The organism is Pseudomonas salomonii (assembly GCF_900107155.1).
Taxonomy (GTDB): Bacteria; Pseudomonadota; Gammaproteobacteria; order Pseudomonadales; family Pseudomonadaceae; genus Aquipseudomonas; species Aquipseudomonas salomonii.
Genome location: NZ_FNOX01000009.1, coordinates 174,260 through 193,286, shown reverse-complemented (window position 1 = coordinate 193,286; position 19,027 = coordinate 174,260). Strand labels below are relative to the sequence as shown.

Sequence of the window (19,027 nt, the reverse complement as noted above, 5' to 3'; positions counted from 1 at the left end):
GGTTGCGCTTACGCCCAACTGCGCCGGCGTGAAAACCCTGCGTTGAACCCCGAATCCAGCTCGCCTGCGCCATGCCCGGCTTTTTTGTACGGGCCGCCAGCGTCGATCTCGCTGCGAGCGCCGCGCTGACCGAAACCAGCGTTGAAGCCAGGGTCCAGATCATTTGCGTCATACTTGGCCGTGTTGTACTCGTCGGCGAAACCGATTTCTCTGCCAGCGCCGCGCTGACCGAAACCTGAGTGGAAGCCAGGGTCCACGTCGTTTGTGGCTTTATTGAACGTGTCCTTGACGGTTCTGCTTGTATCAAACTGAGGCAAGGGTATGCCTGAACTGAAACCATTGATTGAAGACATCGATACACCTCTTGATAGCTGGAAAAAACCCGTCGCCGGATGGGATCCCGACAGGTCGTTTTCCAGATTACAGCGCGCGGATAAAGCCATTCAATCAGGGGCATCTGGGCAGATGTAACCGCTTTAAACCCCGGCGGGCTGGGCTCAGAGCGTGCCTCGCGTGACTGTAGGAGTAATCCTGAAACGCGTGTGGGAAAGCGGTTGTAACGGCCATAATCGCAAGCAAATCCGAGGGGTCTACCCGTTAAAGAGCGGGTGATCGTTGACCGGTTTTTAACGGCTACATAACTGGTAACGTAAAGTCGTGCATGGGCGGGGTTGTGCCACCTCCCTCACCGGCCCGCCGTCACACACTGGTTACGCCCCGCCGCCTTGGCGCTGTACAACGCCTGATCCGCCACCTCAACCAAACCTTGCAAATCCTCCAGCTGAGCCCCTGTGGCTGTCGCAATGCCGATGCTCGCTGTCAGCCGCGCGAACGGGCTGGTGCCGTGCACGATGTGCTCTTGCTTCAACCGATCAAGAATCAGCTGGGCCACCACGGCGGCGCCGTCACTGTCGGTGTCCGGCATGATGATGCCCATCTCCTCGCCACCATAGCGCGCCACCAGGTCTGACGGCCGCCTTACGCACGCCTCGAAGATTCTGCCCACCGTCTGCAGGCATGCGTCCCCTGCCACATGTCCGTAGGCGTCGTTAAAGCGCTTGAAGTAGTCGATATCGATCATCAGCAATGCCAGCGTCGTGCCCTCCCGCTTGGCGCGCAGCGCCTCCCTGGCGAGGCTCTCATCAAAGCAGCGACGGTTTGCCAGCCCCGTGAGGGCATCCTTCATCGCCAGCAACTCAAGCTGCCCGTTGGAGGCGAGCAACTGCTGCTGGGTTTCACGCAACTGATCTTCCGCCTCGGTGCGCCGACGGATATCCAGGATCAAAAACCAGCCGATAAGGCCGGTAAGGCCCAGCAGCCCCGCCACCACCACCGCCGACAACAGTGCCTCGGTGCGCCACGCGGCAAGGGCTTCGCGCTTGCCCAGCGCCACCGTGGTGATCAGCGGCAGCCGGTCACTCTGGCGGAACGCGTAGAGTCGCTCCACGCCGTCCAGGCTGGAGGTAAACGAGGCAGTGCCGACCGACTGATCAACCAGGTACTTGGCATAGATGGGCGACGTGGAAAAGTTGCGCCCCATGTCTTGCTCGCGAAACGGATAACGCGCCAGCAGCGTACCGTCGGTATGCGACAAGCCAATTGCGCCGTCCTGCCCGACATCGATCTTGCCAAACAAGCGCAGGAAGTTTTCGATGCCTAAGGTCACCGCCACAACACCGGCAAAATCACCCTGCGCATCATTGAAACGCCGGCTGATGGTCATCACCCATTCCTGATTCGACCGGCTGACAATCGGCGGGCCGATAAAGATCTCGCGGGAAGGATCGTCACGGTGATGGATGAAATAGGCACGGTCTGTGCTGTTGGCGCCCGCAGGAATCGGCCGGTTGGAGGACATCAACCAGTGCCCATGACTATCGTAGATCGTGATCCCACTGAGCTGCGGCATCATCGGCTGTTGGCGGTTGACCAAGATACTCAGCCGCTGAATCTGCGCCGGCCCGCTGCCTTCGGTTTCCAGACGCTCGACCAGCCCGAGCAACAGCAGCGCACTTTGGCGCACGATGCCTTCGGAATAAGTCGACAGCGCCTGGGTAAGGTTCAGGCCATGGACGTCCACCTCCTGCAGGGCGCGATCTCGAGAGGCAAACACCTTCCAGACCGTCAATGACCCCAGGGAGCAACCGATAACAGCCAGCAAAAGCACAACCAGGTGGGTATCACGCTTCACATTGCTACCTTTGGCAAGCAGGGTTTTCCATAACAGCGGACAGTGGACCTGGGCACCGGCGGCAGCCATTCGCCCTGTTTCGCGAGCAAGGATACAAGTAGTTATAAACCGGCGCAGCAACAGATTATGCGCACGAGAACGGTTCATATTGCCGCGCCTCACGGTGGCCCCACGCAGACGCTTACAACTGATGATGTTCGAGCAAAAAGTCCACAAACAAGCGCACCCGCGCCGGCATCGCCGCGCCGCCGACGAACACCGCGTGAATCGGCTCAACGTCGCCGGGGTTCCAGGCTTGCAGCAGCGGTATCAGCTCGCCGCGGCGCAAATCCTCGCTGACGGTGAACTCACCGATACGCGCAATACCGGCCCCCACACGCGCAAGCTGTGCCAGCGCTTCACCACTGCTGCATTCGATGTTGCCGCTGACCTTGAGGGAAAACCCCTGGCCGTCGCGCATAAACGGCCAGTTGGGTTCGGCACGCCGAAAGTTGAAGCGCAAGCAATTGTGCCGCAGCAGGTCTTCGGGTTGCTGCGGGGTGCCGTGGCGTAGCAGGTACTCGGGCGAGGCCACCACCACCTGGCCGGTTTCGCCGAGCCTGCGCGCGGTCAGTGGGCTGTCGGGCAGAAGGCCAAAACGTATCGCCACATCGGCCTGGCCGCCGAGGATATCGACTACTTCGTCGCCCAGGGTCAGGTCGACCACGATGTTCGGGAAACGCGCACTGAAGGCGGCCACCAAGGGCACGATCGTCATACGCCCGTGGCCCAGGGCGGCACTGACCCGCAACCGGCCCCTTGGCACGCCCTGGTCGGCAATCGCCTCTTCCACCTCGTCCATGTCGGCCAGGATACGCCGCGCCCCGCGCAGGAACGCCTCGCCCTCGGCAGTAAAGGTGAGCGCGCGAGTGGTGCGCAACAGCAGCCGAGTGCCAAGGCGTTGCTCGGCGCGCGCGATGATCCGGCTGACCGCCGACGGCGTAAGCCCCAACGCACGCGCCGCCGCCGACAGGCTGCCTTCCTGCGCCACGCTGGCGAACACCAACATCTCACCCGACCTGCCGTTGAAATCCATTTGTGCCTCTTACGCAAAGGTGATTGCCAAAAACGCCATCTACCGCCTTTAAACGCCGGATCGTAGCATTGGCGGCATAGATAAGGAGCTTTCCATGCGTATCAATCCACCTTTAGTTGCACTCGCCATGGGTGCCTTTGGCATCGGCGTCACCGAATTCGCCCCCATGGGCATGTTGCCGGGCATCGCCGCCGACCTCGGCGTCTCGATTCCTTCCGCCGGGCTGTTGGTCAGTGCATACGCCATGGGCGTGCTGCTCGGCGCGCCACTGATGACCCTGACCACCGGCAAGATCCCTCGGCGCTACCTGCTGATCGGGCTGATGGCGATTTTTACCCTGGGCAACCTGATGTCCGCCCTGGCCACCGACTACTACAGCCTGATGGTCGCCAGGGTCGTAACCTCACTGAACCACGGCGCGTTCTTTGGCGTGGGCTCCGTGGTCGCCGCCAGCGTGGTCGCCCCGGAGAAACGCGCCGGCGCGGTGGCCGCGATGTTTATGGGCCTCACCCTCGCGACCATCGGCGGCGTGCCGCTGGCCGCCTGGTTCGGCGAACTGTTCGGCTGGCGCACCGCGTTCTGGGGCATTACCGGCCTCGGCGTCATCGCCATGGCCGCGCTGTGGTTCGCCCTGCCCAACCTCAAGGCGCCGCCACACGTCAGCGTGATGGCCGAAATTCGCGTACTGGGCCGCGGCCCGGTGCTGGGCGCATTGGCCCTCACCGTCATCGGCTCGGGCGCCATGTTTACCGTGTTCACCTACATCGCGCCCATTCTCAGCAGCGAAACCCACGCCTCAACTGCCTACATCACCGCCATGCTCGTGCTGTTCGGCGTGGGCCTGACCCTCGGCAACCTGTGGGGCGGCAAGGCTGCGGATCGCTCGATAGACCGCACCTTGATCGTGTCGCTGAGCGTGCTGATTGTGGTGTTGCTGGCGTTTACCGTGCTGATGCGCTGGCCGTTGCCGGCCGCGGTGGCGATCCTGATATGGGGTGTGGCCAGTTTTGCCCTGGTGCCGCCGTTGCAGATGCGGGTGATGGAGGCGGCCAAGGACGCGCCTAACCTGGCATCGGCGGTGAATATCGGGGCGTTTAATTTTGGCAATGCGATTGGGGCAGCGCTGGGCGGTGTGGTGATTAACGCGGGCTGGGGGTATCCGGCGATTTCGCTGGCGGGGGCTGGGATGGCGGGGTTGGGGTTGTTGATGGTGGTGGGGTTTGCTTGGCGGTCGAGGGCGAGAGGAGTGTTAGCCGTCAATCAGGCGTCCAGCTAGCCAGCTGGGCCAATCGCCGGAACACTCCGGCGAACATAATAATGGTCGAATTCACTGCTTTCGATGAATTGGAAACCATGGCGGATATAAAAGCGATTCGAAGCGCTGTCTTTGAGAGCACCCACTTTAATGGGGAGCGCAGCTGCATCCGCCTCTTTGAAAATTTGAATGAGCACCGCAGACCCTACACCTGATCCTTGCGCGCCCGGTCTCACATACAAATGGTCACGCAAGAGCTCATTGTGGTGATGCTTGACCACTACAAAACCAACCCGCTCGCCAGATGCCTCGATGTAGCGTGTGTTGCGAGCTTCAAAACCCCCAAGAAACCGCTCGCGCGCGCACTGGATCAAATCGCCCAACACGCTCCAGGCTTTCACGCATGGCCTCGATTCGAATGGCTACCAGACCATCCAAGTCACGTTCTTGAGCCTGGACCAAAATGATTGGGGAGTTTTGATTGGGTGTGACGGGCATAGTCTGCGCTCGAACTAGCATCCTGGGACGGCCAGTATAGAGAGCCTGGCATGAGCCGCCACATCCCAGGGGAATTAGCGTGATATCAATAGCCAACTGATACACATGACGGTAACGGATGTGAAAGCAATCAGTGTCGGAATGACCATCCAGTACTTGAGATGTCGTGGGATTTTTTCAACGTCCTCAACCCGTACTAAACGCCTCCACTGAAATATGCTTGGAATAAGAATGATGATAGCCATAGCAACCAGCCGCTGGGGCCTTCCATCAAAGGGCGCATGACGAAAAATATCCCTGTGCACAGTAATGTAAGCACTGCTCTCCACGTAACGTTCTGCAGCGTCGAGCTTTTTGAACATGGCACAAAAAACCAGAGGTAAGCTCAATATCATGACGACCCCAGCGCACATGCCGATATATTCAAAGACCATTTAATCCCCCGCCGTCCTATAGAGAAATTTCCCTGTGCCTTCTCCCAAGACGCTTCCGGCTTTACCTGCGGCAAATCCACCTGCGGCACCGCCGACAATGGCACATGCCAACGCTCCGGCACCCGCTGTGGGTATGCCAAAAACAATCATGCAGGCGCCGACACCGATAGGCGCCCCAAACGCCGCGCCCACAGATGCACCACCCACCCCCAACACCAATTTACCCCCTTCAACATACTTCGCCTGCGTACACTCTTGCTCACGCCCTGTGGAACACGCCTCCGTTATCTCCAGCGCCGTCGCCCCAACATCCAGCGCTATGCCAATGTAAGTCCCCTTCTTCAATATTTGCGAGGCCTTGGCCAAACGCTTGACCCTTTCCTCATACCCACGAATGTCTCCATGGTGCCAATAGCTTTTACTGGAAATCCCCAACACCTTTTTAATCGAACCTTCGTTTCTCAACCCCGTACCAAAGCGCGCCATGCCCGAGATTTGGCTATCCAACGTGGCAAACAGCGCTCTTCGCTTAACCAAAAACTCCTCCCTTGCCCCCGTGGTGCCTTTGCTCAAGTACTGCTTGTGCAAACTCTCGATTTCGATAAGGGTCTTCTCGACTTGCGCCAAATGCTTGCTCCATGCACTGCTGGCACTGCCGATGCCAAGGGACGAATAGGTCAAGATGGCCTGCAACTGATCATAGTTTTTGATCAGGAATGAGTCGGTTGCCGAGTACGCCAACAGGGCGAGCTTTATATTCAGCGCCGAGCGCATAAGCTGTGCCTCTTCAGCGGTGCAAGCGTCGGTCCGGCTATCTCCAATGATCACCAATTGCCCCGGCAACACCACCGTGTTGCGGATGTGCTGGTTGAGGATGTCGAATTTGGTCTGCGTATGCGGATCAAGCGCCAGGCTTAGTTTAAGCAATGGATAAGGCTGGGGATGTTCATTGATAAATGCGTAGGGTCCCTGCATGCGTGCACCTCCAAGTGACTGAGGCGCACGACTATAAGAAGGCGCCACAGCGGAGGTAAGACGTGAAGAGGGGTGGTTTTAACGTTTCAGAAACGGACTACTTCACTCTAAGTGCATGCCTACGCACTGGACGCTCTGGGGCTCGCTGAGCCGTTGTTACATCGGCATATTCAATGTCGATACGGGCGTGCGCGTGCCCACGGCCAAAGAGCCGAAAATAGAACGTACTTGTACGTTGGATCGGCTGCCGGCGTTCTAGCGTAAAAGCGGGTCATATGTGCCTGAAGTAAAACGAGGTCAGCCCCTCAGGGATCCCTCAGGGTCTGACCCCGATTTCCGTGACCCCGATTTCCGAAACCAACTGACACGTACGACCTCAATTCCAAAACCGTCTAAAAAACTGTCATTTCTTACAGCTCACCCTTGAATTTAAAGCGTTTAACCTTTGGGGGCACCTGTACCTTAACGACACACTTTTGAGGTCTTCCGAAATGGACAACAAAGAAGCACAAACCAAGCTGAATAAATTCGGAGTTGGGCAGCTGGTTAATCTGACTGGATACTTTGACTTTCCCAACAAACAGACAGAGAGGGAGGAAAAAATTGTCGAAATCAACGCTGATTCCGTAGTGATCGAAAGGCCAACCGCAAGCAGTCCAGAAACCCTGCAGTATTCGGCTATCACTTTCATTATGTAAGCAACCTCGCGGCCCGTACGCGCTGCAGGACATGGACCAGCATGAAGGCCCAGTGTAGTGGGCAACTAATCCCGGGCACGACGTTAAACGGCCCGCGCTGGAGCCGAATCCATTCTGTTTTCAAGCTGCGAAATACGCGCTCCATCGGTGCGTTACCCCAGCAGGTCCCTCGTCGACTCATGCTCTGGCGCATGCGGTATCGCCACAAACGCTGGCGAAAGAGTTGGCTTGCATATTGCGATCCCTGGTCCGAGTGGAATAGCAGATCCGAGGGCCTGCCACGCTGCTCGTAAGCCTTTCCAGCGCTTTGATCACCAGCTCAGCGTCCGGCTTTTCCGACAGCGCCCAGCCCACGATCCGACGCGTACAAAAATCCAGGACGACAGCCAGGTAATGCCACTTTCCTTGCGCCCAACTGTAGGTGATATCGCCGCACCAGACTTGATTGGACGTTGGCACGTCGAACTCGCGGTTCAATGTGTTCGGGATATCCAGTCTTTCTACTGTTGCTCGTTTGTAGGCATGGGAGCCGGGTTGTTTGCTGACTAAATCAAGCTCGCGCATCAAGCTGCGCACTTTGAATCGACCGATCTGCTCGCCGTCTTCACGCATCAGCGACAAAATGCTGCGACTGCCCGCAGCACTGCGACTTTGTGAGAACAGCTCACTGACACGACTACGCAATTGAAGCCGTGCAACATCGGGTGAGCGGCGCCGCAGGGAGCCCAGTCGATCCAAGAATTTGCCATTTCTTGATCTGCGGTCGGGGGCAATTTTCAGCCGATCTTCTACCGCTTTTATGAAGGCTCGTAAGCGCTCGGCTCGTTCCCATCGTTCTATAGGTTTAACGACGCTTACTCTGAGGCGACGTTGAGTCACCCAGTGCCCAGTCGATCACGTCGGTTTTCCGCGATTGTTCAAACATCCCTTCTTCATATCCGTCCGAGGGCGTAAGGGCCAGTAGTCAACTGCTCACTTAGAAATTCGAGGCACACTTTTATTTTTTCGGACTGTGATGCGCGCACCGTAGTGACAGCTGAAACATCGGCAGATTGATGGTAGGCAGGTAACAGCCGTGTGAGTTTGCCCTCCTCGAAACTGGGGGCAACGTCCCATATGGACGCCATGATGACCCCCAAACCGTCATGCGCCCATTCGCGAACGATATCGCTGTTGTTCGAAGCCATAGGCCCCGTAACCTTCACTGTTTCCATTCCAATAGGACCTTCAAGGCGCCATATGCCAAAACTGCTGTCCCTGTCGCGAAATAGCAGGCAGTCGTGGTGTGCCAGGTCTGGCAACGAAGCTGGGTAACCTCGCTCGGCCAAATAGCTGGGGGCCGCGCACAGAATTCTCTGACTGCTGACGATTTTGCGGGCAATCAAATTCTGCTCTGTCACATCTCCAACGCGAATATCAATATCGAATTGCTCACTCGTCAGGTCCGTGCGCCTGTCCATCAACTCGAGCCAGACTTCAAGTTTTGGGTATCGCTTGCGTAGTAACGCGAGAATCGGGGCTATATGGAAACGGCCTAATCTTTGACTGGTACTGATCCTCAACAGGCCTCTGGGCTCCACCCTATCACCGTGGGACGTCTCCAGCATGCCATGCACGTTTTCCAGAATCTGTTTCGCCCAGACCAGCATTGTCTCGCCTTCACGGGTAATGGTGACCCGGCGAGTCGTCCGGTTGAAAAGCTTACAGTTGAGGCTTTCCTCAAGTGTCGCGACCCGTTTACTGACGTGAGCTGGCGAGATTCCCAAATCGGCGCCCGCGCTTACAAAGCTCGAACGCCGGGCAATCGTTGTGAAGAGCAGAAGGTCCCGAAGGAAGGGATCATTGTTCAGTAATAGAGAATTCTGATATTCCATTTGAGCCAATTATGACCTTCGGAGGGGATAGTAGTCTTGATCCTAACAGTATCTGACGAGGCAGTGATGCTCATCAGAAACACAAAAATAAAACCTGTGAAGATCAAACAATGTCCAAAATCCGAATCGCCGTGGCCGGTGTTGGCCTGATCGGTCGCCGCCACATCGAACTGGTGCAAGCGAGTCAGTCTTGCGAACTGGTTGCAGTCGTTGATCCAATGACGATCCCGGCCGACCACCTGACATCCCTTGGCGTTGCTCAGTACCCTGATCTGGCATCCCTTTTCAACAAAATCAAACCGGACGGCGTGATACTTGCCACTCCCAACGCTCTGCATGTTGCCCAGACCTTGCAGTGCATTGACGCAGACGTAGCCGCTTTGATCGAAAAACCTGTTGCCCATAGCGTAGAAGAAGGAAAGCGTCTGCTTGCCGCCTCGAAATCAAAGGGCGCGCGTCTGCTGGTAGGGCACCATAGAGCACACAGTCCTATCCTCGCCAAGGCGCGAGAGATAATCGGCGAAGGCGTACTCGGCGATATTGTCGCGGTGCAAGGGAGCGCCATGTTCTACAAGCCGGATGACTATTTCGATGCCGCCGTATGGCGCCGACAGGAGGGTGGTGGACCCATCCTGATCAACATGATTCACGAGATTGGCAACTTGCGCTCCTTGTGCGGCGAAATCGTTGCCGTCCAAGCCATGCAATCGAGCTCCGCGCGCGGCTTTCCTGTCGAAGACACGGTGTGCATTGGCCTGCGCTTTGAAAACGGAGCATTGGGCTCGTTTCTTCTATCGGATTCTGCGGGCTGCGCGCGCAGCTGGGAGCAGACGTCCCAGGAGAACGCAAGCTATCCCTCTTACGACGATGAGGATTGCTACGTAATCAGCGGAAAAAATGGGTCGCTTTCAGTGCCGACCATGCGGCTCAAATATTTCGCACGAGTTGAAGATCGTTCGTGGTGGAAGCCTTTCCAAGCGGCGACTGCCGACGTTGAACGTCGGGATCCACTGGAAATTCAGCTTGAGCATTTCTGCCAGGTTATTCGAGGGCTTGAAGAGCCTCTGGTCACAGTGCAAGACGGCCTGAGAAATCTGATCATCACAGAGGCCATCGCCGAAGCTGCAAAAACCGGAGCGATTGTCTGCACTGACCTTACCTGATCCACACCATCCGAGGTGAGTGGGATTTTCCCTGTCCTGTATATCGCCAGACAGTGGCGGTCCGGCTCGGCTCTGCCAGATCAATAACAAAAACAATAGGAAACAGATATGACTACGTCATTGGACAGCAAGCAGCATCGCTCGCGACAGGCAAAAAAGGCGACGGCGAGCGGCTGGATCGGTTCGGCGCTCGAATACTACGACTTCTTCATTTACGCCCAGGCGGCGGCGCTCATTTTTCCTCAGCTTTTCTTCCCGTCTACCGATCCCAAGATAGCGATCGTGGCTTCGATGGCGACGTACGGTGTGGGCTACATCGCACGCCCCATCGGGGCTTTCTTTCTCGGACATTGGGGTGACACGCGAGGGCGCAAAAATGTCCTCCTGCTCTGCATGTTCCTGATGGGGTTTGCCACCATGGCGGTTGGGCTGCTGCCCACCTACCATCAGGTCGGAATTCTCGCCCCCATTCTTCTGGTAGTGTTGAGGCTTATCCAGGGGTTTGCCGTTGCCGGAGAAATCTCGGGAGCCAGCTCCATGATCCTCGAACATGCGCCTACCGGCCGACGCGGATATTTCGGCAGCTTCACGTTGCAAGGCGTTCAGGCTGGCCAGGTGCTTGCTGCCGCAATCTTCCTGCCATTGGCCTATTTCATGTCGGATGAAGCATTTAGTAGCTGGGGCTGGCGTATCCCGTTCCTTCTGAGCGCCGTGGTGCTGATCGCTGGTTTCATCATTCGTCGTGAAGTAGAAGAACCACCTGCGTTCGTCGCCGAAACGACGAAGACGGCCATACCCCGTTCGCCTGTGCTTGAAGCGTTTAAGTACAGCTGGCGTGGCATGCTTGTGGTGGTGGGTGTTTCCCTCATGAATGTCATTCCGGTGATCACCACCGTGTTCGGGGCGGCTTACGCGGTGCAGCCCGCTTACGGTATTGGCTTCAACAAAAGCGTTTACCTTTGGATTCCCGTCGTCGGCAATATCGTAGCCGTCCTGCTTATTCCCTTCGTAGGAAACCTGTCCGACCGCATCGGGCGTCGTCCATTGATCATGGGAAGCGCAGTGGGGAGCGGGCTGATGTCTTTCCTGTACCTGTATGCAATAAGCATCCACAGTTTGCCGCTCGCCTTCGGTACATCGATAGTGATGTGGGGCATGATCTATCAGGGTTACAACGCGGTATTCCCATCGTTTTTTCCTGAGCAATTCGAGACCCGTTACCGTGTATCTGCCATGGCGATTGCGCAAAATACCGGCCTCTTCATCACCGCGATGTTGCCGGCACTTTTCGCCTTGGTCGCGGGCCCTGGTACCGACAACATTCCTTTGATAGTCGGTTGTATTACGTGCGTCTGCACGCTACTGGCAGGTATCGCTGCGTGGAGCGCCCCGGAGACCTCACGGATTCCGATGGTGAATCTTGGAAGACGCGGTGCCTTGCCAACGGCTGAAGCCGAATACCGCGAGTCCAGGCTGGATGCTATTCGTACGTCCGGCTAACTCACATTCTTGACCTGACGCCAAAGGCGATGCTGTCCACCTAATTTGGGTGGACTTAGCCAATTTGAAGCCGGCAAGCCTATGCATTTGGAAATGCGCGGCATGGCCAATGCCAATCGCTCGTGCAGCGTATCGTTTATCAGCGAATTTATGCCGGGCGCACGTTACGTGATCAAAGGCGGGATTGCCGACGTCCCGGGCTCGTTGAGCCGCTGTTACATCGACATATTCAATGTCGACTCGGGGGTGCGCGTGCCTACGGCGAAAGAGCCGAAAATAGAACGTACTTGTGCGTTGGATCGGCTGCCGGCGCTGTAGTGTAAAAACGGGATCATATTTAACTGGGGTATGACCCCGTTTTACTCAAAGCCTAGTTGCCCCGCCCTCCCCCAAACGACCACTCATCACCGGCCGTGGTGGTGATCACCACCATCACGTCTTCTGCGTTCAGCCCCGGCGCCCGCCCCAGTTTCTCGACCAGATCACGGTAAAAATGCTGTTTCGTCGTAACACTTCGAGCACGGCCGGCAGTAATCGCGATCAGCACAAAGTCATGGCTACGCGGCCCACCCAGGTAGTGGGGATCGAATATCAGCTCGCCGACCTCATGTTGGTGAATGACCTGGAATCGATCTGTCTTCGGTACTTCGAAGCTCTCGACCAAGGCGTCGTGCAACCCCTGAGACAACGCCTGTAAATACTCGGCCGACTTGCCTCGGTGCAGTGAAATTCGTGCAAACGGCATCAGCGCTTACTCCTCACGTTCTGAAAGGCAAAGCTGTAGTTCGCTCAGCACCTTCAGCGCCGAAGCAGCCGTCGGCCAACCTGAATAAAACGCCAGATGGGTGATGACTTCGGCCAGTTCGTCAGTACTCACGCCGTTATCCAGCGCTCGTTGCAAATGAAACGGCAGTTGCTCAAGACGGTACATCGCCACCAGCGCTGCCACCGTCACCAAACTGCGTTCACGGGGCTTGAGTTGCGTGCGCGCCCACATGTCGCCGAACAATACGTTGTCGGTCAACTCGGCAAACTTCTGCGGATAGTTGCCCTGGGGCTCTCCCCCAGTGGCCATAGCTGTATTCATGATGTTTTCCCCTCCGATGTCCCGATCTGAAGGATGAAAATTATCAAGTCGCAACCCTTCCGAATATCAGATTTAATAGCTTCGACCATCCGGAATTAGTGGACTATTGAATGCGCCGCCCCACCTTCGACCTTGATGTATTGCGCACCTTCGTCACGGGCGTGGAGTTCAACAGCTTTGCCAAAGCTGCGGATCGTCTCGGTCGGTCGACGTCTGCCGTGAGTGCTCAGTTAAAGAAACTTGAGGAGCAGATAGGCACGCCGGTACTGGCTAAATCCGGTCGCGGCCTGGTCTTGACCCCCACAGGGGAATCACTGCTGAGCCATGCCCGTCGGTTACTGGAGTTGAACGACAGCATTTTCCACAGCGTGCATCAAAGCCAGACCGCCGGGACCTTACGCTTCGGGCTTCAAGAGGACTTTGGGGAACATTTCCTGAGCGATATCCTGCGACGCTTCGTACAGACGTACCCGAGGGTGAGCCTCGAAGTCAGGATCGCCCGTAATGCCGAACTGCTGACGCTGGTCGAAAGTGCAGCCCTGGACTTGGCCCTGACCTGGGACACCGGGCCTATGTCGCCCTATGCCACCCGCCTGGGCGAAACACCGATGCACTGGATCGGGCCGCGCGATACGCCATTACCGACCGCCGCTGACGACTCACCACTGCCCTTGATAATGTTCGACGCGCCCTGCGTACTTCGCAGCGCCGCCACCCAGGCGCTGGACGCCGCGCAAATACCCTGGCGCATCGCCCTCACCAGCCCCAGCGTGGCGGGTATCTGGGCAGCCGTCGCTGCGGGGTTGGGCGTGACGTTGCGTACCCGTATTGGGTTGCCGAGCCATCTCAGTGTTGTTTCTGGTTTACCCGTCGTGCCGAGTCTTGGTTATGTGCTGCACAGCGGTGGCGGCGAGCCCACTGCGGCGGCCCGACAATTGGCTGCTTTGATCGAAGCGGGCCTGCAGGAACAGGCGTTTCGTTTTACGGTTGCGACATAATTGAAAATGCGTAATCCCTTTGCGTACTTGAAGGACGTTCTTACACGCCTACCGACGTAGCGGGCGAGCAAGATTACTGAGTTGCTGCCACACAGGTGGGCGCCTGTTTAATCGCGGAAGGTGTGTTGGGTTAGACTGTACTCACTTCATACAATTACGCGAATCTTATGCATCAACTGCCTGAACTCGACGAGGTTACAAAAGCGAAAATTCGCAGGCTGCTGACTGCGGGCATGATTTATCCCGTCATGAACTACACCAAATGGGCTGAGCTGATCAAAGCAATGATTAACACCCCGCAAATGAAGCCAGAGTTCAGATTGCACAGTGTCTTAGCTCCAAGCGATTACTGCACAGATTGGGATCGAGAATGGCATTACCACATCCATCCGGTAGCAGAAATTGAGTGGATCGAACTCAGAGCGGTTTCACTCGATTGGCTACTTTCCACGCTAAGAAAGCACAACCTTCCCTTCTCTCTAGAGGATGGGGTGCCACGCGTTTGGGGTTATACCAGACCTGGCATGCAGCATCTTTGGGATTGAGTTCCTGAGGTTTCGCCCAGGCAGTAAACTTATGCTAGATGACTTTGCCGGACGCATTCAAAATTCTGATAGGTGAGCGATGTTCAAAGAGTATGAGTTGTTTCTGCATTCATGCGACTCTGAAGACTACTGGTCGGATGAAGGCATTGATGTTGCCGGTGCTCAGGTCTCTGAATTCACCGCGTCTGACTGGTACGAACTTGAATCCGCCATTGGCGTGAAGCCTGATGTGTGGCTGGGCCGATGTGCCGAATCGCTCACCGATTGCAATGATGTACACGCGTTGCAGATACTGTTAAGGCTGCTTGAAGCGAAAGAGGAATCGGTGGTCATTCATGCGCTTGAGTCAATCGATGCGCTCTTTTTAGCCGGTTACATACGGAACGTGAGCCCTGTCATCACGGCCTTGAACGAAAGGGTTGATGCTTACACTCGGACCCTGGAATTGATGGTGGCTACCTTGATCAGGAAGCTCAAATAACGAACGACGGATGTACTGCCCGGACGGTTACGAAACAGCTACGAAAGGGGAGGTAATACCGCAGCCTACTTGGTCGACCGTGGCGATGCGGCCGGTATGTACCATTGAATAGCAATGGGCAAAGTAACCGTTGTCGGGCCATGCGTGAAAACACGAATGCCCGCTTGTAGCCGATAGCGATCAGCCAACTTGTCTCAATAGGGATCGAGCCCTGCGTCGATGCCAGCCTGCTTAGCCAGCTCGATCAGGTTTTCGACGCAATCTTGCTCAATGATGCAACCCACATAATCGGCGCCGCCTGTATCCACATGCAGAAAGCGCTTCCCGAACCCGGTCAGCCATTGATCGAAATCGATCAGTACTTGCATCAGTGCTGGCGTCTCTTCCAGCGTGTAGGCATAAATCTGGTCAATACCGCTGGCTTCAACCAGTTTCGGTGCCAGGTACTTGAAATCATCGAAGCCGTCCACGTCCACGGCCATGAGAACCATATTATTGAGTAACTGGCCTTTCTCAGCGTCCAAAAGACCACTGACCAACGCGGTGACCGGGTCTTCACCTAGGTTGTAATAGCGCGACACCCTTCTCACGAGACGAGCACGTTCCTTTTCAGGCTGCCGCGCCAACAGAGCCTGGGTGAACGTTCTCAGCTGCGCACCGAATGGATAAAGCTCACGCATAATCGCGGCATCACTCAACCGTGGTTCATCTGGTGGGGGTTGTGTGAAGCGATCGCCGAACAATCGACTGAACAAGCCCATTGCCGTTTATTCTCCTTGGTGGGTGAAGCTTCTGGCGCGAAGCTTACCCCAGCGGCTCGATGACGGCGAATAGGGTCAGGGTTGATATCTACTCAGTCTACGTGTGGCACTGGGCCAGAAGCGGTCATTCGAACTCATGTATGCTTATTTGCTCAACCACATCTGAGAAAGCCCATTGCCCTCCCCTTCAGAATCTCCCAATCATCACTCTGCTTCTTTTGAAGAGGCAGTTGAACAGTTAGCCGAAGATCTGCGAAGAGTAGTCGGCAATCTTGTCCGGGAAGTGCGCAGTGGGTCGGACACACCGTCCTCGGCACAATCTGAAACGCTAGGTTTGCTTGACCGTCATGGCCCCGCGAGCATAAGCGCGCTTGCTGCACATCGCCACGTCAAGCATCAAAGCATGCGGCTGGTTATCGCCCAGTTGGAGCAGCAGCAGCGGGTTACACGAAGTCCTGATCCAAGCGATGCACGAAAGCAGCTCTTTGAGCTGACGCACGCTGGTCGGGCTGCGCTTGAACACAGTCGTCTTCAGCGCAGTGACTGGCTGGCACGCCAGCTTAAGGAAAAAACCACCGCGTCACAGCTGCAAACACTCGAAGCTGCGGTCAGAATCCTGGAGCAATTGATTGCCGCCGCCCCAAACGGTCAATCAACCTGAGCGCAAAGCCGCCAGCACACTCGGCAACGAATTGACGCCCCAGTGCTCGACATATTGACCGTTGCGGATGCGAACGATGTCGATGATATCAATGGACACTGCACGTCCCGTTGCCTGTATACCGGCAATCACCCCGCAGTGGCGGCCGGTAATGCGCTTTCGGGTCGTCACCTTGTCGTCTTCAGCAACCTGATCCAGCACCTCGACCTCAAGGTCGGACAAGCCCGGGTGCAGAACATTGTGAAAGGTATGCCATAGACCTTCCCGACCGCCGTCTTGCCCCGCCGCCGCTGAATGGTTTATGAAATCTTGCGCCACGAGCACTTCAAATTCGTGGCGGTCGCAGTTCTCAATAACCTTCTGATTGAAACGACGGACGATAGCTTTGTTCACTGCTGACATAACGCCACCTGATGCTTGAATGCGTAGAATCCCGAATATATACAGTTAGACTGTACATATCCAGAGCATCAGTGAGCGCTGTCCGATGACATCCGCAGGGCATTGATCTATTGCTGCCAGTCGCAGGCTCAAGGTCACGCGCTCGCTGGCGGACCTTGAACAAGCCGACGGAATCAGACGCGAACACTTGGCCGAAGGGCCGCAATATCGGCCGACAATGCCCCAGCCGGTGTCACTCCTTGGTCAGATCAACCAACGGCGTCTGCCGCACTTCAGTCTCCCGCCCATCCTGAATCTCGCTCACCTGCTTCAAGGCCTTATCCACCACGGCCTTATCCGCTAACAAGCTGTAGCTGATGCGGAACTGCTTGTGTTCCTTGGGCCCAATTGTCGGTACCAGGTTCAGTGGCCGCTGGTAACGGCGGTTGTAGGAAAAACTTGTCCCTGGCTCCAGCCCCGTGACATAGCCCTGGCCTTGGGTATCGGTGTTTTTCCACAGGGAAAACACCGGCAGTGTCTGGGTATTGAAGCCGACCGAAACGCCCAGGCTGCCGGCCTTGTTATGCAACACGGTCAACGTATCGCCCTTGGCATCGGCATACGGCACCACGTTGTACACCGTTTCGTCGTAGTCCTTGGTCGGTGCGCGGTAGGTTTGCCAGTCGGGCAGATCGCCCTTGGCCTTGTCGTTGAACGGCGACACCTGTTTCACCGGCGCGGCGAAACGAGCGCCCTGCTCCAGGAACGGGGTGCTGAAGTTGCTGTGATACAGCGCCTGGTATTCCTTCGGGTAGTCGCCGTTGTTGGTCAGGGTGTCGTTGAGGGCGAACACGACGCTGCCGGGTTCGGTGACCAGTTCGGTCGCGACCGAGAAGTCGACCTTCTTGAACGCCTGCTCTTTCAATTCGCCGCGCAGGGTGATGGCGTACGGTGGTGTTTCATCGATATGCAGGGTGACTTTGTTCGCAGGAATGTTGGCGGCCCGACCGTGCAGGGTCAGCAGTTCGCCGTTGTCGACGCCGGGGTGGCCGACCCATTCGTAGCCGCAGCGGGCGACCAGTTCATTGAAACCTTCCAACCAGCCCAGACCACCGCGGCCATTGAGTTCGATGAAGGACGGATTGACCACTTCCTTGACCGGAGAATCCCAGCCCATGCGCACATCGCCGACCGAGGCCTGCAAGACGTTCATGCCGCGAGTCGGCACTACCGAGAGTTTCATGGTGCCGTTATCGATATCGACGATGCTGACGCCCTCCTGGCGACCGCCGTGCAAGGTGCGCAGGCTAACGCTGAAGGGCTTGTCGGTTTTTATCCCGAGTTGCTGGCTGGTGATCTGCCAGCTCTGGGCGGCTTTGTCGGTGTCGAGCAGAACGTAATCCCAGGCCATGGCGTGGGAGGCAGCGGACAGTGCGCTGAGGGCAACGAAGAGTTTAAGCGGGGTCATGGCGACAGCCTTTCTTGGAGTTGTGCCATTTTTATAAACTTGATGAAACGTTTCATCAAGCTAAAAAAGGACTCAGCGCCGACGAGGTAGGCAACGTGCAGTGAGCGTAAGGCAAAAACGATAATGTCGCTGATAGCCGCTTGCTGCCCTTGGTTACAGTCAGCAATCGGCCAAAAGCCCGTCATTCGGGGCCCATCGTTTTGGACTCAAATTAACTTTCTGCTCCGAGCAGAATCATCGCACTTCCACTGAAGCGACTCTTTGAATGAGCGCCGTCACTACACCGGCTCCACCGCATCGACCGGCAATGAAGCAACCATTTCTGCCCGGCACACTTCAAGTATTTCATCAGCAAGTGCGGAGTCATCCGGGCAGGCGCGCGACAAGATAATCGCGCCGACGGCACGTGAAAGCAGGTCGATTATTTTCTTTCTGCCCTCACCCGACTCGGGATCCGTTGCTGTCGGGTATTTCTCTTCCAGCGTCTGCAAGGTGTGCTCTATGCCTTCGGCGAACGTCGCTTTCACATCGTCCGCCTGACGCGCCGCGTCGCCACACAGCGCGGCCATCGTGCAACCACTGCGGCGTGCGTCGCGATGTTCTCTATTCACGTAGACATTGATGAAGCCCGGAACATCCAGAGCTTGGGCGGCTGTCAGCGATTTGGCCAGACTGCACGCCGAGGCTTCGGCCATCAGGTCTGCCTTCGACCCGAAATGTTTGTAGAAACCACCATGAGTGAAACCAGCGGCCGCCATGAGATCAGCAACGCCGACGCCGTCAAAGCCCCGCTCACGGAACAGCTCTGAGGCGGTTTCAACGATGTGCTCTCGATTTGCCTGCGCCTGGGCCTTGGTTACTCTCATTTGCAATACCTCGTGTTTCCCGGGAAATCCTCAGTCGGATGATACATAGATGTCACCCATAATCAAAATTGTTGACAGTTTAGATTTCGATCATCATCCTAATTGCAAGCACCACT

Annotated in this window: 20 protein-coding genes and 4 pseudogenes; 11 read left to right on the top strand and 13 right to left on the bottom strand. The window is 56.6% G+C overall.

Going from position 1 to position 19,027, the window contains the following annotated elements:
* Positions 1-8 precede the first annotated feature (8 nt).
* The 3 genes from BLV67_RS21090 to BLV67_RS21080 all read right to left on the bottom strand — a co-directional run bounded on the left by BLV67_RS21090 (position 9) and on the right by BLV67_RS21080 (position 3,266).
* The gene (locus tag BLV67_RS21090) at positions 9-353 is read right to left on the bottom strand and encodes a hypothetical protein (protein ID WP_069788475.1); all 345 of its coding nucleotides are present in this window, start codon (positions 351-353) and stop codon (positions 9-11) included.
* A gap of 332 nt (positions 354-685) precedes the next feature.
* A complete protein-coding gene (locus BLV67_RS21085; protein WP_069788481.1) occupies positions 686-2,191 on the bottom strand; it encodes a sensor domain-containing diguanylate cyclase in 1,506 nt (501 codons plus the stop codon).
* Positions 2,192-2,372: 181 nt separating this feature from the next.
* Positions 2,373-3,266, bottom strand: coding sequence for a LysR family transcriptional regulator (locus BLV67_RS21080; protein WP_176727938.1), 894 nt, complete (start codon positions 3,264-3,266; stop codon positions 2,373-2,375).
* Positions 3,267-3,360: 94 nt separating this feature from the next.
* Here BLV67_RS21080 and BLV67_RS21075 point away from each other — a divergent pair, with 94 nt between their 5' ends.
* Positions 3,361-4,542: an MFS transporter gene (locus BLV67_RS21075; RefSeq protein ID WP_065929586.1), complete on the top strand. Its 1,182-nt coding sequence runs from the start codon at positions 3,361-3,363 to the stop codon at positions 4,540-4,542.
* Here the strand turns inward: BLV67_RS21075 and BLV67_RS21070 are convergent.
* Positions 4,539-5,019 (bottom strand): annotated as a pseudogene (locus BLV67_RS21070) (GNAT family N-acetyltransferase). The gene BLV67_RS21075 and the pseudogene BLV67_RS21070 sit on opposite strands and share 4 nt — an antisense overlap.
* A 434-nt stretch (positions 5,020-5,453) precedes the next feature.
* Positions 5,454-6,428: a hypothetical protein gene (locus BLV67_RS21060; RefSeq protein WP_065929588.1), complete on the bottom strand. Its 975-nt coding sequence runs from the start codon at positions 6,426-6,428 to the stop codon at positions 5,454-5,456.
* A gap of 491 nt (positions 6,429-6,919) precedes the next feature.
* On the opposite strand from BLV67_RS21060, the gene BLV67_RS21055 reads away from it, so the two are divergent.
* Complete coding sequence (locus BLV67_RS21055; protein ID WP_065929589.1) at positions 6,920-7,126, top strand: hypothetical protein; 207 nt, start codon at positions 6,920-6,922, stop codon at positions 7,124-7,126.
* Between the two features lie 106 nt (positions 7,127-7,232).
* Here BLV67_RS21055 and BLV67_RS21050 read toward each other — a convergent pair.
* Together BLV67_RS21050 and BLV67_RS21045 are read right to left on the bottom strand one after the other, a co-directional pair.
* A pseudogene (locus BLV67_RS21050) lies at positions 7,233-7,843 on the bottom strand (IS3 family transposase); the annotation flags it as partial.
* 215 nt (positions 7,844-8,058) lie between these two features.
* The gene (locus tag BLV67_RS21045) at positions 8,059-9,000 is read right to left on the bottom strand and encodes a LysR substrate-binding domain-containing protein (RefSeq protein ID WP_065929590.1); all 942 of its coding nucleotides are present in this window, start codon (positions 8,998-9,000) and stop codon (positions 8,059-8,061) included.
* Positions 9,001-9,110: 110 nt separating this feature from the next.
* Here BLV67_RS21045 and BLV67_RS21040 point away from each other — a divergent pair, with 110 nt between their 5' ends.
* The 3 genes from BLV67_RS21040 to BLV67_RS21030 all read left to right on the top strand — a co-directional run bounded on the left by BLV67_RS21040 (position 9,111) and on the right by BLV67_RS21030 (position 11,981).
* A complete protein-coding gene (locus tag BLV67_RS21040; RefSeq protein ID WP_069788476.1) occupies positions 9,111-10,163 on the top strand; it encodes a Gfo/Idh/MocA family protein in 1,053 nt (350 codons plus the stop codon).
* Between the two features lie 108 nt (positions 10,164-10,271).
* Entirely contained in the window at positions 10,272-11,663 is a 1,392-nt protein-coding gene (locus BLV67_RS21035; RefSeq protein WP_065929592.1) for an MFS transporter, read from the top strand.
* Positions 11,664-11,765: 102 nt separating this feature from the next.
* Positions 11,766-11,981 carry a hypothetical protein gene (locus BLV67_RS21030; RefSeq protein WP_141722677.1) on the top strand — a complete coding sequence of 72 codons (216 nt, stop codon included), beginning with the start codon at positions 11,766-11,768 and terminating at the stop codon, positions 11,979-11,981.
* Between the two features lie 52 nt (positions 11,982-12,033).
* Here the strand turns inward: BLV67_RS21030 and BLV67_RS21025 are convergent, their stop codons facing one another.
* Together BLV67_RS21025 and BLV67_RS21020 are read right to left on the bottom strand one after the other, a co-directional pair.
* Positions 12,034-12,408 carry a tautomerase family protein gene (locus BLV67_RS21025; protein ID WP_065929594.1) on the bottom strand — a complete coding sequence of 125 codons (375 nt, stop codon included), beginning with the start codon at positions 12,406-12,408 and terminating at the stop codon, positions 12,034-12,036.
* A gap of 6 nt (positions 12,409-12,414) precedes the next feature.
* Entirely contained in the window at positions 12,415-12,750 is a 336-nt protein-coding gene (locus BLV67_RS21020) for a carboxymuconolactone decarboxylase family protein (protein ID WP_069785825.1), read from the bottom strand.
* Positions 12,751-12,860: 110 nt separating this feature from the next.
* On the opposite strand from BLV67_RS21020, the gene BLV67_RS21015 reads away from it, so the two are divergent.
* The 4 genes and pseudogenes from BLV67_RS21015 (at position 12,861) to BLV67_RS21005 (ending at position 14,774) form a co-directional block, all read left to right on the top strand.
* Positions 12,861-13,748, top strand: coding sequence for a LysR substrate-binding domain-containing protein (locus BLV67_RS21015; protein WP_069785826.1), 888 nt, complete (start codon positions 12,861-12,863; stop codon positions 13,746-13,748).
* Between the two features lie 15 nt (positions 13,749-13,763).
* Positions 13,764-13,859, top strand: a pseudogene (locus BLV67_RS33720) (transposase domain-containing protein); the annotation flags it as partial.
* A gap of 56 nt (positions 13,860-13,915) precedes the next feature.
* The gene (locus tag BLV67_RS21010) at positions 13,916-14,293 is read left to right on the top strand and encodes a DUF6678 family protein (protein WP_065929597.1); all 378 of its coding nucleotides are present in this window, start codon (positions 13,916-13,918) and stop codon (positions 14,291-14,293) included.
* Between the two features lie 79 nt (positions 14,294-14,372).
* Positions 14,373-14,774 carry a hypothetical protein gene (locus BLV67_RS21005; RefSeq protein ID WP_069785827.1) on the top strand — a complete coding sequence of 134 codons (402 nt, stop codon included), beginning with the start codon at positions 14,373-14,375 and terminating at the stop codon, positions 14,772-14,774.
* Positions 14,775-14,968: 194 nt separating this feature from the next.
* Here BLV67_RS21005 and BLV67_RS21000 read toward each other — a convergent pair whose 3' ends face one another.
* Complete coding sequence (locus tag BLV67_RS21000) at positions 14,969-15,535, bottom strand: DUF6630 family protein (protein WP_056859525.1); 567 nt, start codon at positions 15,533-15,535, stop codon at positions 14,969-14,971.
* Between the two features lie 283 nt (positions 15,536-15,818).
* Here BLV67_RS21000 and BLV67_RS20995 point away from each other — a divergent pair, with 283 nt between their 5' ends.
* Positions 15,819-16,196: a MarR family winged helix-turn-helix transcriptional regulator gene (locus tag BLV67_RS20995; RefSeq protein WP_244160753.1), complete on the top strand. Its 378-nt coding sequence runs from the start codon at positions 15,819-15,821 to the stop codon at positions 16,194-16,196.
* Here the strand turns inward: BLV67_RS20995 and BLV67_RS20990 are convergent.
* Positions 16,188-16,598, bottom strand: coding sequence for an ester cyclase (locus BLV67_RS20990; protein ID WP_065929600.1), 411 nt, complete (start codon positions 16,596-16,598; stop codon positions 16,188-16,190). The two genes, BLV67_RS20995 and BLV67_RS20990, sit on opposite strands and share 9 nt — an antisense overlap.
* A 112-nt stretch (positions 16,599-16,710) precedes the next feature.
* Here BLV67_RS20990 and BLV67_RS33390 point away from each other — a divergent pair.
* Positions 16,711-16,815 (top strand): annotated as a pseudogene (locus tag BLV67_RS33390) (magnesium chelatase subunit ChlI family protein); the annotation flags it as partial.
* Between the two features lie 15 nt (positions 16,816-16,830).
* Here BLV67_RS33390 and BLV67_RS20980 read toward each other — a convergent pair.
* Positions 16,831-18,045 carry an aldose 1-epimerase family protein gene (locus BLV67_RS20980; protein WP_069785829.1) on the bottom strand — a complete coding sequence of 405 codons (1,215 nt, stop codon included), beginning with the start codon at positions 18,043-18,045 and terminating at the stop codon, positions 16,831-16,833.
* Between the two features lie 278 nt (positions 18,046-18,323).
* Positions 18,324-18,911, bottom strand: a complete 588-nt coding sequence (locus tag BLV67_RS20970) for a TetR/AcrR family transcriptional regulator (RefSeq protein ID WP_069785831.1) — start codon at positions 18,909-18,911, stop codon at positions 18,324-18,326.
* Between the last annotated feature and the right edge of the window lie 116 nt (positions 18,912-19,027).